This is a genomic window from Streptococcus sp. KR, assembly GCF_002238115.1.
Lineage (GTDB): Bacteria > Bacillota > Bacilli > Lactobacillales > Streptococcaceae > Streptococcus.
Window position 1 is genome coordinate 25365 of record NZ_NGVM01000002.1, and the last position, 13485, is coordinate 38849.

General features: G+C 33.9%; 17 protein-coding genes. 2 read left to right on the forward strand and 15 right to left on the reverse strand.

All coding sequences use genetic code 11. The features are described 5' to 3' along the window. Positions 1-8 precede the first annotated feature (8 nt). From CBI42_RS00955 to CBI42_RS01005, 11 genes are all read right to left on the reverse strand, one after another. Positions 9-752 (reverse strand): ABC transporter permease, encoded by a 744-nt coding sequence (locus CBI42_RS00955; protein WP_084947923.1) that lies wholly within the window; start codon positions 750-752, stop codon positions 9-11. Next, on the reverse strand, positions 736-1605 hold the full coding sequence (locus CBI42_RS00960; RefSeq protein WP_084948114.1) for an ABC transporter ATP-binding protein: 870 nt from the start codon (positions 1603-1605) through the stop codon (positions 736-738). The genes CBI42_RS00955 and CBI42_RS00960 overlap by 17 nt, the downstream gene beginning before the upstream one ends. Before the next feature lies 1 nt (position 1606). After that, positions 1607-2452 carry a hypothetical protein gene (locus tag CBI42_RS00965; protein ID WP_084948112.1) on the reverse strand — a complete coding sequence of 282 codons (846 nt, stop codon included), beginning with the start codon at positions 2450-2452 and terminating at the stop codon, positions 1607-1609. Between the two features lie 103 nt (positions 2453-2555). Next, entirely contained in the window at positions 2556-3365 is an 810-nt protein-coding gene (locus CBI42_RS00970) for a SagB/ThcOx family dehydrogenase (RefSeq protein ID WP_084947920.1), read from the reverse strand. A gap of 12 nt (positions 3366-3377) precedes the next feature. Next, entirely contained in the window at positions 3378-4592 is a 1215-nt protein-coding gene (locus tag CBI42_RS00975; protein ID WP_084947917.1) for a YcaO-like family protein, read from the reverse strand. Further along, entirely contained in the window at positions 4582-5454 is an 873-nt protein-coding gene (locus CBI42_RS00980; RefSeq protein WP_084947914.1) for a hypothetical protein, read from the reverse strand. The genes CBI42_RS00975 and CBI42_RS00980 overlap by 11 nt, the downstream gene beginning before the upstream one ends. 678 nt (positions 5455-6132) lie before the next feature. Continuing rightward, positions 6133-6327, reverse strand: a complete 195-nt coding sequence (locus tag CBI42_RS00985; protein WP_084947911.1) for a hypothetical protein — start codon at positions 6325-6327, stop codon at positions 6133-6135. After that, on the reverse strand, positions 6308-6640 hold the full coding sequence (locus CBI42_RS00990; RefSeq protein ID WP_001220782.1) for a hypothetical protein: 333 nt from the start codon (positions 6638-6640) through the stop codon (positions 6308-6310). The genes CBI42_RS00985 and CBI42_RS00990 overlap by 20 nt, the downstream gene beginning before the upstream one ends. A 7-nt stretch (positions 6641-6647) precedes the next feature. Next, positions 6648-7007, reverse strand: coding sequence for a transposase (locus CBI42_RS00995; protein ID WP_084947906.1), 360 nt, complete (start codon positions 7005-7007; stop codon positions 6648-6650). Further along, positions 7000-7839: a phage replisome organizer N-terminal domain-containing protein gene (locus tag CBI42_RS01000; protein ID WP_084947903.1), complete on the reverse strand. Its 840-nt coding sequence runs from the start codon at positions 7837-7839 to the stop codon at positions 7000-7002. The genes CBI42_RS00995 and CBI42_RS01000 overlap by 8 nt, the downstream gene beginning before the upstream one ends. 8 nt (positions 7840-7847) lie before the next feature. Beyond that, positions 7848-8129: a DNA-binding protein gene (locus CBI42_RS01005; RefSeq protein WP_084947900.1), complete on the reverse strand. Its 282-nt coding sequence runs from the start codon at positions 8127-8129 to the stop codon at positions 7848-7850. A 147-nt stretch (positions 8130-8276) separates the two neighbouring features. On the opposite strand from CBI42_RS01005, the gene CBI42_RS01010 reads away from it, so the two are divergent. Both CBI42_RS01010 and CBI42_RS01015 read left to right on the forward strand, forming a co-directional pair. Further along, positions 8277-8795: a helix-turn-helix domain-containing protein gene (locus tag CBI42_RS01010; protein WP_084947897.1), complete on the forward strand. Its 519-nt coding sequence runs from the start codon at positions 8277-8279 to the stop codon at positions 8793-8795. A 51-nt stretch (positions 8796-8846) separates the two neighbouring features. After that, on the forward strand, positions 8847-10001 hold the full coding sequence (locus tag CBI42_RS01015) for a tyrosine-type recombinase/integrase (protein WP_084947894.1): 1155 nt from the start codon (positions 8847-8849) through the stop codon (positions 9999-10001). A gap of 131 nt (positions 10002-10132) precedes the next feature. Here CBI42_RS01015 and rpsI read toward each other — a convergent pair whose 3' ends face one another. The 4 genes from rpsI to CBI42_RS01035 all read right to left on the reverse strand — a co-directional run bounded on the left by rpsI (position 10133) and on the right by CBI42_RS01035 (position 13295). Then, positions 10133-10525 (reverse strand): 30S ribosomal protein S9, encoded by a 393-nt coding sequence (gene rpsI, locus CBI42_RS01020; RefSeq protein WP_000075973.1) that lies wholly within the window; start codon positions 10523-10525, stop codon positions 10133-10135. Between the two features lie 18 nt (positions 10526-10543). Next, positions 10544-10990 (reverse strand): 50S ribosomal protein L13, encoded by a 447-nt coding sequence (rplM, locus tag CBI42_RS01025; protein ID WP_001044624.1) that lies wholly within the window; start codon positions 10988-10990, stop codon positions 10544-10546. 215 nt (positions 10991-11205) lie between these two features. Beyond that, on the reverse strand, positions 11206-12405 hold the full coding sequence (locus CBI42_RS01030) for an ABC transporter permease (RefSeq protein WP_094753031.1): 1200 nt from the start codon (positions 12403-12405) through the stop codon (positions 11206-11208). Then, on the reverse strand, positions 12402-13295 hold the full coding sequence (locus CBI42_RS01035; protein WP_000895279.1) for an ABC transporter ATP-binding protein: 894 nt from the start codon (positions 13293-13295) through the stop codon (positions 12402-12404). The genes CBI42_RS01030 and CBI42_RS01035 overlap by 4 nt, the downstream gene beginning before the upstream one ends. Positions 13296-13485: the final 190 nt, after the last annotated feature.

Genomic DNA, 13485 nt, shown 5'->3' on the forward strand with positions numbered 1-13485 from the left:
AAAACCTCCTAATGAGCCTGCTCCTTCCTCTGGAATAGGATATAGATTCCCAAGAAGCATATAATATAAATAAAGAGAATAGCTAAAGATCTAACATCAATATCTTTATTTTCCAACAATCGCCACCCCAGGCGAGCATAGTTATATGATGGCAAGAAAGTTGCAAGCTGAGAAAGAAATTTAGGCATAGCAGCCACTGGCATCCATAAACCACCCAAGAAAGAAAGTACTAAATACGTTATGGTTCCGATTGGTTGAGACAAACTATCTAATCTACCGATTAACAAGGCCATAATTAAAAATACAATGCTTCCGATATTTAGTGTAATTCCTATATTAATCATTTCAAGTACTCCTAAATTGATTCCCTTATAGAGGTATGCAACTACAAACATAAGAAACGTAAAAGCAACTGAAATCAACAAATATGAAAACACATGACTTATTACATAATAAGTAGAATTAACTGGAGATACCTTCAAATAAGTATACCATTTTTTTTTTCGTTCATCTGCAATTTTAGTACCAAGTAGATTGATTGCATTCCCCATAATACCAAAAGCAATCATAGAAATCAAACAATACTCTGACCACGGAACGCCGTTAACATTAGCATTCTCAGGAAAAATCGCTGTATATATAATATAAAAAATAACTGGCAAAGCAATAATAAATAATACATATTTGGTGTCCCTGAAAACCCTTTTTATATCTAGCCATATTAAAAAGAAAAGACTACTCACTTGGTTCATTTTCTAATACCTCCATAAAATATTGACGTAGATTACTTTGATTCTTTTTTATAATCGAAATAGGAATTTTTCCTACAGATACCACTTCATCTATCATTTGATACTTAAATTTTATTTCAGAATCAGTCTCTTCAAAACTAAACTTTGTTACTACTTCTAATTGTTCTTGAGTTATTTGACTCTTATCTATTGAATATGATGAGTTTTTTTCGATTCTATCCTGAACATCAGTCATTTTACTATCTGAAACTAGCAGCCCCTTTGACAAAATTAGTAATCTGTTACAGAATTCAGCAACTTCCTCCATATCATGACTAATTAAGATTATTGTCAAATCTTTACTGAACGAAAATGTGTTTAACGTCTCCCAAAATGCTTTTTTTGATACTACATCCATACCTACTGTTGGTTCATCCAATATCAATACTTTAGGATTATTAATAATCGCAGTAGCAAATTGAACTCGTCTTTGTTGTCCACCTGATAAAGAATCACAATATTTATTACTAACTGTTCTTAAGTTAACACTATCTAAAACACTTTCGACTGATTTAGAGTTTGTTGAAAAGCATTTCACCATATCTAGCCATTCGTATACCTTCATCTTCTCAGGCATAGAAATTTCCTGTAACATAACACCAACATCAGATTTAATCTCGAAATTCCTCTTAACCTCCCCAGAATCTTGAGAAAGTATACCTAAAATTATTTTTATTAAAGTGGACTTTCCTTCACCATTCAAACCTAAAAGTCCAATGATATCACCTCTATTCACAATCAAGTCAACACCTTTTAAAATTTGTTTATTCTTGAATGATTTAGTAATATTTGATATTTCAAAAACATTATTCACTTTAGCCACCACCCAGCATCAAAATTATTTTATTAATAAAACCTCTTTGAACAGAAGTACATTCAGGAACATTACTCTCAATAAATGTATCTGTCAAATATATTGCGCACAGGTCTTCCTTAAAGTCCTGTACTCCAGTATTCTGATTTTCATGATAATCATAAGCTCCATAGATAGAACCTAGTTCGTCAATAATATAGTCACAGCAATTTGGAACTGTTTTGTTTATTGAAATAACTATAAAAAACTCTACATATTCTCTATGATATTTACAAAAGCAAAATGCATAATAAATACCTGAATCCCTCAACTTCTTCAAACTTTTATTAATATGATTCGAAAAATTTTGTAAGAAATAAAAACTAGAAAAATTGGGAATATCTAAAAGTGCTAATTGTAGATATGAGTAGAAAAAATCAACATCATTATAATTAAGGACACCACTATTTGAACTGCTTTTTAACTTAGAAAAATCGACAAAATCTCTAGGCAAATCATTACTTTTTTTATTTTGATTAGAGATTGTCATACAACTCATTGAAGATAATACTTTAAAAAACCACTCCTTATAATTTTCAAACGTAACATTCTCTCCTCGTTTATGGTTTGTACAAATAATTTTGCTCAACAAATTACTGATGTTAGAGCTGATTAAAGCCTTCTCTTGTTCTATTTCTGACAAAGCAAAATAATATGACTCTTCTGAAAACCACAATTTAGAATCAATAATTTTAATAAGTTCTTGTAAGTCTATAAACGGATTAAAAATTTTAAACTTTATGAAGTCTTCTGTTGTCACTGCATCTACATCTTGGATATCTTTTTTTGAGATAAAACTCATAATCATATGTTCCATGATATGAAATCTATCCTTTTCAAAATTAGAACATACAATATATATCGTACTGTGAGAACTTTTGTCACCTCTTTTTATAGTATAGTAATTCATTTTATTGCCAACTCCCGTCTCTAGTAAGGAGTAAACAATTAACTAAACTCTCCTTAATCCCATCAATTCCTAGTAATTCTTCAACTTTATTATCATCAGTTCCACCAATGCATGTGCTAACTAGTTTGTATTTAGTAGCCACTAGGGAAATATTTTGTAACATCGCCCCTGCTTCTAATAGCAAATACCTATATGCTCTTGCATCGTATTTAAAAGTCATCCTACTAAAAATAGCAGTAGTAAATAGAACTAAAGAAGTATTCTCAAGATTTTGTAACATCATAATGTAGGAAGTGATATCAAAAACATCTTCCTCTTCGGAAATTAGTTCCAACGCATTAAAAGATGGACTATAGTGATATAATCCTTTTTTTATCTTTCCAACGTCTTGCATAATAACCCCATATAATTCAAGTGGAAATAACGCTCCTCCAGAAGGAACTACCCTTGTGTGTTTATAATTCAATCCATAACCCGACCAAAAAATATCCGAAATAATTTCTTCTGTCAGAATATAATTTGTAACAGGTTCTTTTACTTGTGAGCGTCTATTATACATACAATCCATCAATAGATCTTTTGTTCGATTCTGTAGTTGAACTTTTTCACTGAGGGGGTATTGCTTCTCTTTAATAGAGCTAGCCATTAAAAAATTTTTATTATTCAGCAAAGTTCTAGATTGGAACATATTCCTCATCAAGTACTGATTCCCATGTTTTGTATTCTGATGAAATAATTGCAGTAAATAGTCATCATCAGATAATTTACAAGCATGATAGTTACTAATCATCGTAAATTTAAAATCGTCCATCTTAACCTCCAATCACGGAAATGGATGAGGAACAGTTGGTTGAGGATTGCCCAGTTCTTTTTCTGTTCGTAATCCTAAATCAATCAGATTCTTATCAATCTCAGCCAAGCGATTAGCTTCTAAATATTTAATAAAATTCGGTTCAATATCTAACATACCTGGTATGACCGTTTTACCAACCAACCAATTGAATGAACTAAGCTCTTTAGAAGTCACATCTACAAAATAAGCTTCTTTGCCAATCCGTCTTACCGCATCCATAAAATATTCTGCAATCTCTTTATCATTTTCAACAATTAATTCATCCGGTAAAGAGAATCGTTCCCCATTATCTAAAAAAGTCAAATGTGTGGACATCCCATCTGATAGATACAATAATGAATGATCTTGATATTCGTTAATCAATGAATAATCCACAATATTTTCACGTTTGTGATCAAAAATCAATGCTGCATATCCGATGACACTCTGAGAAAGTTCTACTAATGTTTTCTTACAAGCTTCAATCCACGTCCGCCTTACACTAGCTCCAACTACACATCCACCATTAGAAAATTTTGCTACACCAAAAACTGCTGGTACATTCCAGTCTAACTCCATTTTATAAATAGAAAACTCAACATTTGGAGATTTTATATATTTATCAAAAAATACTTTTAATTCATAATTTTCATCAATATCTATTTTAGGACAAGAAAGTTGCCTACGCCATATGTATTGAAAAGCATCCCTTTCAAAAATCTCTGCAATCCCTTTCCACATACACTGTTCTAAACTTTCTCCACAGGCTGCACCAGTAGAAGTCGTAATCCACGAATTTCCTTTGCTTCTATACGCCAAATACACACAATCAATTGGTATTTGAACTTGAGTTGAATCAATAACATTGATAGCCTTTATCCAATCATAATTTTCTAATACATCATCAGCTCCTGCATTAAATACTGATGGTAATATTTTTCTATCTGATTCGCAAGTGACTATTTCTGCTCTAGGGTGTAGACAAGAATATCTCTCAATATATTCTCCAATTGCAGAATTTTCCGCTGACCGCTCAGTAATACCAGCTCCACTGGCATTAAAACCCGCTGTGAAATAATTTCCTCCAAAAGCCATCTTCACATGTACTCTAGGTAAACCTGCAAAAGTTGGTAAATTATAAATATTTTTTATTAGACCATATCTCTCATCTACAAATATCGATTTGTGAGCTTTTCTAATTACCATTTACATTCACCTCAAAAATCTGTTTATTTACCATTTCTCTTGGAAAACAACAACTACAATTTGGATGTTTTAACAAATTATGCTCTTCCCAAATTCCTTCTAACAATTGATAAGATAAAACTTTCTGAGAATTTTCAACCTCTACAGCATCTTTTCTATCACTTAAGATTTGTTTCAATACTTGTATTTCATAAAAAGAAATCCCTAAATTCAACATTAGTTCAGGAACAAACTCTTGGCTATCAATGTCATTCTTATCAAATTCGGTTAAAATATTTCCATAAAAATTATTATCAACTTCATGGAGACGCATACACTCAATACAAGAAGTATATTTCGGAATAGTATGTGGACCAATAATAAAACTGAATTGTGAAAACAATAAGCTATCAAATACCTTTCCTGTAAAATATAATTTTTTATTGTATTGTAAATACTGTTTTACATTACTATCCCTAGATAAAATCAAACCAAAATCAAAGTTTTCTGTAAATGTTTTTATCTCAATGGTATTATAAGTCGTATTATACTGTTCACAATAATATTTAACAAGATCCTGATCACCACATACACCAACAGTAAAATTACTAAATTTACCAGACCCATTTAACCCAACATTATTTAGTTGTTCTTCAATACTACAAACTACATTAAAGGCACCTATAGAATTCAAAAATTTTATTAAACTTCCCCTTAAAGGAATTAAACTATTATCAATATCTCCTGGAATTCTGTTTTGTAAACTTTTCCAACACAATTCAAATTCTTTCTGTGGAAAATCTTTCAATTCATAAATATTTGTTCCATCCTTGATATAAATTTTTCCCTCTGACGACATATAATAAGTGATATTTGTTCTCATACTCACAACTCCCTAATTTATGGATAAAAAGCACTATAGAATCCAATTGAAAAGCAATGAATCACTATAGTGCTTTATTGACAGGTTAATAAACTAACAACAACAGCAACATGGACAGCAGCATAATGTTATACTCCAGTTCATTTGGTCACTAGATAAGAAATCATCTGTATCTAGTTTTTTGACTTCAAAACCTTGTGTTTGAAATTCTGAAATTTCTAGTTGTTCCATAACTTTTTATCCTTTCCAAAACAAGAAAACAAGCCCATACATTAAACCAGATAGCAATCCATAAAGTGCAAATGTTTGTTTACTAGGTTTCATTTAAGTTTCCTCCTTGTTTAAAATTTGTCACACTTGACATCATTTAGTATAGCTCATTAATAAGTTTTGTGAGCTTTTTGCCTATAAGTTGCAAAAATCAGCCTATAAGATGCATAGGGGTTTGGGGATTCCCCAAAATTCAAATCATCCCAAAAAATACATACACTTTGTGTATACAAATTTTGAGATGATTTTGGGAGTGTGTGTATACAGACTCTGAGCTCGCAAAGTCATATTATGATAAATCTTTCCTTCTCGATAAAATAATCCAAAAAATCACTTTAGCTGTCATTTGTGTGTACAAATATTTTAAGAAGATATATAAAAAACGCTGCAAAAATTAACAGCGTTTCCTTATTTTAAAATCCTCATATGTCTTTCTTTTTTATGGTTAGCATCGTAATATTCCAGCATCGCATGATACAAACGAGCCTTCGTTTTATCTTGTTGTTTAATTCCATGAAGAAATAATTCTGCTCGCTTTAATTTCAATATGTATTCGCATATCTTATCAAAATCCTTATCCATATTACTTTTGAAAATAAACATCTTTTTCCTCCATCACATCAACTATTTTTTGCATCAAAATAGACATATCCATTTTGTTTTCATAGCTTATTCTCCCAACTACAGTTGCAAGACGGGCTATAGAATTGATATTCTTTCCGACTTGTTCCAACTCTTCTGTTAAAGGAACTAAACCTTCAAAAGAGACTTTTTGGATGTTCAAATCTGTTCGTATTAATTTTTGTCTAGCAAACTCAGAAAAATTACGAATATTTTCTTTCCTCATACAATCATTTAATTTTTTATTTTCTTCTTCCGTCAAAAACACCTGTTTCAAAACCGATTTTATCCTCATAATCTTATCACCTCGTTTTCTTATTTAGTCGTTTTACAAGTTCTTTCACTTGTTTGCTTGTCTTCTTTTCATATCCTATCAGCAGCTCAACACAATAGTGAAATATCCTTACATTATCAAAATCTTCACTTTGTTCAGCTATTCTTTCTAACTGACGTAAGTTATTGATAATTCTTCTAACTTGAAATATAAAGTCATGATAAGATTCAAAATCAAATTGAAGATAAATAGGCGAACGTTTAAACAACATTTTCCTAGCATAAGAGGAAAAATTTAGATGGTTTGTCATTTCAATCAAGTTATTCACTATTTCATTTTGCTCTTCAGTTATATAACATTTTTTTAGAACAGTCCTATATCTACTCATTTATCATATACTTCTTTCTAGCATTTTCATGAGCAATAGCTTTGCACTCCAGCATCCGTTCCTGCTTTAAATTCTCCATAGACTTAAATAAATACGCCAAAGGAGAAACCGCATCTTCAGGAATCCGTTCAATCATGCTAATGACTTCATCACTAGTTACATATCCACTAGCTAAATACTCGCCTATCTTCATCTTCTGAGCATGTGTTAAAGTGTAATTGTTAGGATACAAAAATCTATCATTGTACTTATAAGAAATGGATTCTAACAAAGAATAATATTTGGGTGGAATATAAGTTTCAGTCTTTCTAGAACTATTATCCAGTATATTCTCAATCTCTTTCTTATTCTTACTCTTGTTCTTAATCTCTTGCGTTACATTCTCATTTTCATCCGTTACTGTAACGTTACAGTCTAAAATGAGTTGTGGCTCGCCTTTAATTAGTGCTTTTTGTTTTTGTCTATGGCGAGCAACACGTTCCCTTGTTTGTTTTCTAATCTTTTCTAGGCCATCTATATTCTGATGTTTCTCCCATTTTGGAATGGTAATAGCGCCATCTATGATTTCTATCATGCCAAATTCTTCAAACATACTGAGAGCTAATTTTACAGATGTAGCCTTTCGTCTAAACACTGTTGAAAGCATCTCTTCTGTGTAATAAACCTTGTTCCCTAGACTTAATATGCCACTATTATTTTGCTTTCCTGCAAGCACCAGAATTTTAAACCATATTACAATAAGAGTATCTCCTTCTGGCATTGATTCTATTAGCTGAATTTTTTCATCATCAAATATATCTGTTGTTATCTTGATCCACTGAACACCATTCATACAAGTACCTATCTTTCATATTGCTTCAACCATCTTGTTACTGCTCTTTTATCGTATAAAGTCACTCCATCAATCACCATGGTTGGCATTCCTTCTTTCGTCCATTTTTGGATTGTTGTCGTAGATACATCTAACCACCTAGACAAACCTGACATACGAACCATAGGTTTATAAAGTTCTTTATCTTCAAATACTCTTGCTACAGCATTTGAAATCATCTCATCATAATGAGCACGTAATTGCTTCTCTAAATCTTTAGGAAGCTGGACAACTAAAGTAGTTTCCGACATAAATTAACACCTCATTTCTAAATTAAATAAGCTCCGAAACCATTTAATTTGTTATTCATTTTGAATTATATATCCTTTTTGAATTTTTGTCAAGCTTTTTTATTCAAAAAGAATAAAATGTGTTATAATGATAAAAAGGAGGTTCTTATGACCAATCATATTACTAAACTGATAGAAAATAGCGGAAAAAAATTGACAGAAATTAGCGAAGCTACAAATATAGCCTATCCTACACTTTCTGGATACAATCAAGGAATCCGCAAACCTAAAAAAGATAATGCTGAAAAATTAGCAAAATACTTTAATGTTTCCGTCGCTTACATTATGGGACTTGATAGCAACCCACACGCTCCATCAAATCTTAAAATTGTTACAGATAGTTTCAAAACATCTAAAATTGGTTCTGTGACACCTTTTAAAAGCGATATGGAGAAGTTAAAGAAAAGTATCGAATTTGGCGAAAGGGCATTAACACTACCACTTGATGATAGTTTTTCAGATGAATTTCGTCATATATTCTCAGAATACCTAGCTGAGAAAAACAAACGTTTTATATCTGAGTTTATAGACTATATGAATCACCAAAATAAAGATTCTAAAGTTTGGCAGAGCTGGATTAAAACAGACGAATACGCTATCCGCCAAGAAGATAGAAAAAATAGATAGACACTCATTTCTCAATTACATAAGCTCCGAAAACTTAGATACGGAGAAAAAATGTCTATACACAAATACAAAACAAAAAAAGGAATCCTATACTATGTCAGCTTTTACATTGGCTTAGATGCTTATGGAAAGAAAAAAAGGCACTTAAAGAGAGGGTTCAAAACCAAAAAAGAGGCAAAATTGTACGAAGCTCGTTTAGAAGCTGGTGTCGTCGCCCCCACAGTAAATACCGACAAGTCTAACCTCAAAGTCACTTATAAAGAACTTTATAAAGAATGGTTTAAGGCTTATGTTGGTACCGTTGAAGAAACAACTTCTTCCCAAACAAAGAATATCTACCGAATACATATTCTACCAGTATTTGGAGATAAATTTGTTGACCAAATCAGTCCTTTAGACTGTCAAAATTTTATTACACAAAAATCTCAGACTTTCAAAAATATCAAGCAGATAAAATCCTATACCTCAAAAATTTTTGATTTTGCAATCAACATGAACTACATTGATCGAAATCCAATGAAGAATGTTATCATGCCTAAAATCAAAAAAACTAGATCAGATAATTTTTGGTCTCTGGAGGAATTACATCATTTCCTTGATATAGTGAAAGAAACTGAGCCATTTAAACATTTTGCTTTATTTAGACTGCTTGCATTTAGTGGACTACGAAAAGGGGAGTTATACGCTTTAAAATGGGCTGATATTAACTTTAACAGCAATCTATTGAACATAGATAAAAGTCTAGGACGAATTGACGGTAAAGCGATTGAAAAGAGCACAAAGAATGAATCTTCAGTTCGTACAATCTATCTTGATGATGAGACAATCGATATTATTAAGCAATGGAGAAATTTCTATCTGAAAGAACAATCTCAGCTTCCTCTTACAAAGCTGAATATTAGTGATGAATATATGTTCTCTTACATATCAAGTAATGACAAAATTGAACCTTTGCATGCTGATTACATTAATAACGTACTGAATCGAATTATTAAAAAGCATAAATTAAAACCAATTAGCCCACATGGGTTTAGACATACACATGCAACACTTATGTCTGAAATTGGAATCGATCCTTCTAATACATCAAAACGTCTCGGTCATGCAAGCAGTCAGGTGACATTAGATGTCTATACTCACACCACAAAAACTGGTGAGAAAAACTCTATTGACAAATTTGCAGACTATCTCAATAAAGCAAAATAAATCATGATTTTAAAAATTTAGAAGAGGTTATCAGAAGGTTATCACAAAGCTATTTGAGCTCAAAAATCGACAAAAAAGCACTTTGCAAAATTTTTGCAAAGTGCTTTGAAACGTTGATATAATCGTATTGATTAACGTTTTGAGAATTGTGATGCTTTACGAGCTTTCTTAAGACCTGGTTTCTTACGTTCAACTTTACGTGAGTCACGTGTAAGAAGTCCTGCGCGTTTCAATGAATCGCGGAAGTCTGGGTCTACTTGAAGAAGGGCACGAGCGATACCGTGACGGATAGCTCCTGATTGACCTGCGTATCCACCACCTACAACGTTAACGAAAACGTCGTATGAACCTACAGTTGAAGTAACTGCGAATGGTTGGTTGATGACAAGACGAAGGTCAGCGTGTGGGATGTACTCTTCAACATCTTTTTTGTTAACAGTGATTTTACCAGTTCCTGGAACAAGGCGAACGCGTGCAACAGCGTTTTTACGACGTCCAGTACCTGCATATTGTGCTTGTGACATACTTTATTGTTCCTTTCCTTAGATAAGTCCTGAAATATCAAGAACTTCTGGTTGTTGTGCAGCGTGAGTGTGCTCAGCTCCAACAAATACTTTCAACTTCATACCTTGAGCGCGTCCAAGAGTATTGTGTGGAAGCATACCTTTAACTGATTTCTCGATCAAACGTACTGCATTTTTAGAACGAAGTTCACCTGCAGAGATTTGTTTCAATCCACCTGGGTGGTTTGAGTGAGTGTAGTAGATTTTATCAGTTGCTTTTTTACCAGTCAATTTAACTTTTTCAGCATTGATAACAATCACAAAGTCACCTGTATCAGTGTGTGGTGTAAATGTTGGTTTGTTTTTTCCGCGAAGTACGCTAGCAACTACTGCAGAAAGACGTCCAAGTGGTACATCAGTTGCGTCAACTACGTACCATTTACGTTCAACTTGGCCTGGTTTAGCCATAAATGTTGTTTTGTTCATGATTTCTCCTATATATAGTTCGATTTTTGTTTACGGTGATGGGTGTTCCTTCCCATCGAAAAGTATTTGGAAGGTTCCGGGGCCTTTCAAATGGGGTAAACAATACCGCCTACTATAATACCAAATTTCACCCCTAAAAGTCAATAGATATGAAAAATATTTTTCTGAATTCCACTCTTTTTATCTCTAAAAAACCTCGCTTTCGCGAGGCTCTTCTATTTATAAGATAAGGCACGTTTAAAGGTTTTCCAAGGACCTAAATCATCTGTTTGCAGAACGAGACTAGCATACATACGCCCGATAAAGACCGTTGCTACTACTGCAAAAGCAACCGTAATCGCAAGCGAAATCCAAGCTTCTAACCCATTTGCATAACCATTAATAGCTCTAAATGGCATGAAGAAAGTCGAAATAAAGGGAATATAAGAACCGATCTTCAAGATGAGATTGTCACCAGCTGCACCTAGAGCTGTCACTCCAAAAAAACCACCTATAATCAAAATCATCAAAGGCGACAAGGCTTTTCCTGAGTCCTCAGGACGAGAAACCATAGAACCTAGGAAGGCTGCTAAAACAACGTACATAAAGAGGCTAACCAAGACAAACAATAAGGTGTTGAGCGAGAAAGCCTCTCCTATATGGTTTAAAATACCAGATTGTGCCAAGATTGGTAGGTCCTTAAAGAGAAGAATGGCAGCAAGTCCACCCACGACGTAAATGCCAATATGGGTCAAAATCACAAGAAGCAGAGCCAGCATGCGAGCGTAGAAATAATGACTAGCTCGGATACTAGAGAAGACCACCTCCATGATTTTGGTTCCTTTCTCGCTAGCCACTTCCTGAGCAGTGACACTAGCATAGGTAATCAAAATCATATAGAGGAAGAAACCAAGCCCTGCGGCCGCAATGGTTTGAACAATTTTTTTGTTTTCCTTAGATTCATCAATCTTCTCAGTAAAATCAACGGTTTGACTCAGGCGTTTTTCCTGTTCTTGAGACAAATTAGCCGCCGAGCGATTGAGTTGACCTTGAAGCTCATTGAGTTTATTGGTCACTGCTAGCTTGATGCCTGTTTCAAGAGAAGTTTCACCATGGTAAACGGCTTTGATGACACTATCCTCTTGATCAATAGTTAGGTAACCCTTGATTTTCTCATCTTTGATAGCAGCTTGGGCACTGGCTTCATCCTTATAATCAAAGTTGGTACCGTTGGTACCCTTAAGCCCATCTTCCACAGATGGCACAGTTGTTACTACTGCTATCTTACTATTTTTGGCCATAGAAGACCCTTGGAGATAGCCAATTCCTCCAGAGAGACCGATAAACAAGAATGGTGAAATCACCATAAAGAAGAAACTCCACGACTTGATGTGTCGAAGATAGGTTTCCTTCATTACAACCCACATATTTCTCATACTTCCACCCCTGATTCTAGTTTAAAGATTTCATCGATTGTTGGCGCTTGCTGGTCAAAGGTTGCGATGTATTGCCCCTGAGTCAAGATTGGGAAGAGTTCCCTTCCAGCGCTCTCATCCTCCAAGATCAATTTCCAACTGCCTTGTTTGGTCAAGCTCACCTGTTTAACATGAGGAAGTTTTTCCAATTCTTCCTTGCTTCGTTCACTTGACACAAAGAGACGCGTTTTCCCGTATTGATTACGGACATCCTGGACCGGCCCATGCAAGACTACACGACCATCTCGAATCATGAGAATATCGTCACAAAGCTCCTCGACGTTGGTCATGACATGGTCAGAAAAGATAATGGTTGCCCCACGTTCTTTTTCTTGAAAAATGACTTGTTTGAGCAATTCTGTATTAACTGGGTCCAATCCACTGAAAGGCTCATCCAAGATAATCAAGTCTGGTTCATGAATCAGAGTAATAATGAGCTGAATCTTCTGCTGATTTCCTTTTGACAGACTCTTGATTTTATCAGTCAGCTTCCCTTTCACTTCCAACCTCTTCATCCATTGAGGGAGTTTTTCCTTGATCTCCTTGGCATCCATACCTTTTAGAGTCGCCAAGTAACGAACTTGTTCAAGGACTGTCAATTTAGGCATGAGACTGCGTTCTTCAGGCAGATAGCCAATCCGAGCATAGGTCTCCTGACGAATATCCTGACCATCTAGACTGATTTCTCCTTGGTATTCTAAAAACTTCAAAATACTGTGAAAAATCGTTGTCTTCCCAGCACCATTTTTCCCTACTAATCCCAAAATACGACCTGGTCGTGCTTGAAAGTCAATACCAAACAAAACTTGCTTGGGTCCAAAACTTTTCTCTAGACTTCTTACTTCTAGCATCTTTCACCTCCGAAATGTCTTGCACTCATTATACTCCTTTTTGATAGCCTTTACAATGATTTCTGTCCATTTTTATCATCCTCATTTTAGTAAAAAATCTTGGGGTACTTTAAGTTATGAGTACATTATACAGTGCTAAATTCTAATTTATCTCTTCTGTTCCTCAACTGTCTATTTTTGATCCTGAATT

Excerpts from the sequence above, each read along its gene's own strand:
- CBI42_RS00955 (WP_084947923.1), bottom strand. The coding sequence starts at position 752 with ATGAACCAAGTGAGTAGTCTTTTCTTTTTAATATGGCTAGATATAAAA.
- CBI42_RS00965 (WP_084948112.1), bottom strand. The coding sequence starts at position 2,452 with ATGATTATGAGTTTTATCTCAAAAAAAGATATCCAAGATGTAGATGCA.
- CBI42_RS00970 (WP_084947920.1), bottom strand. The coding sequence starts at position 3,365 with ATGGACGATTTTAAATTTACGATGATTAGTAACTATCATGCTTGTAAA.
- CBI42_RS00975 (WP_084947917.1), bottom strand. The coding sequence starts at position 4,592 with ATGGTAATTAGAAAAGCTCACAAATCGATATTTGTAGATGAGAGATAT.
- CBI42_RS00980 (WP_084947914.1), bottom strand. The coding sequence starts at position 5,454 with ATGAGAACAAATATCACTTATTATATGTCGTCAGAGGGAAAAATTTAT.
- CBI42_RS00985 (WP_084947911.1), bottom strand. The coding sequence starts at position 6,327 with ATGTTTATTTTCAAAAGTAATATGGATAAGGATTTTGATAAGATATGC.
- CBI42_RS00990 (WP_001220782.1), bottom strand. The coding sequence starts at position 6,640 with ATGAGGATAAAATCGGTTTTGAAACAGGTGTTTTTGACGGAAGAAGAA.
- CBI42_RS00995 (WP_084947906.1), bottom strand. The coding sequence starts at position 7,007 with ATGAGTAGATATAGGACTGTTCTAAAAAAATGTTATATAACTGAAGAG.
- CBI42_RS01000 (WP_084947903.1), bottom strand. The coding sequence starts at position 7,839 with ATGAATGGTGTTCAGTGGATCAAGATAACAACAGATATATTTGATGAT.
- CBI42_RS01005 (WP_084947900.1), bottom strand. The coding sequence starts at position 8,129 with ATGTCGGAAACTACTTTAGTTGTCCAGCTTCCTAAAGATTTAGAGAAG.
- CBI42_RS01010 (WP_084947897.1), top strand. The coding sequence starts at position 8,277 with ATGACCAATCATATTACTAAACTGATAGAAAATAGCGGAAAAAAATTG.
- CBI42_RS01015 (WP_084947894.1), top strand. The coding sequence starts at position 8,847 with ATGTCTATACACAAATACAAAACAAAAAAAGGAATCCTATACTATGTC.
- rpsI (WP_000075973.1), bottom strand. The coding sequence starts at position 10,525 with ATGTCACAAGCACAATATGCAGGTACTGGACGTCGTAAAAACGCTGTT.
- rplM (WP_001044624.1), bottom strand. The coding sequence starts at position 10,990 with ATGAACAAAACAACATTTATGGCTAAACCAGGCCAAGTTGAACGTAAA.
- CBI42_RS01030 (WP_094753031.1), bottom strand. The coding sequence starts at position 12,405 with ATGAGAAATATGTGGGTTGTAATGAAGGAAACCTATCTTCGACACATC.
- CBI42_RS01035 (WP_000895279.1), bottom strand. The coding sequence starts at position 13,295 with ATGCTAGAAGTAAGAAGTCTAGAGAAAAGTTTTGGACCCAAGCAAGTT.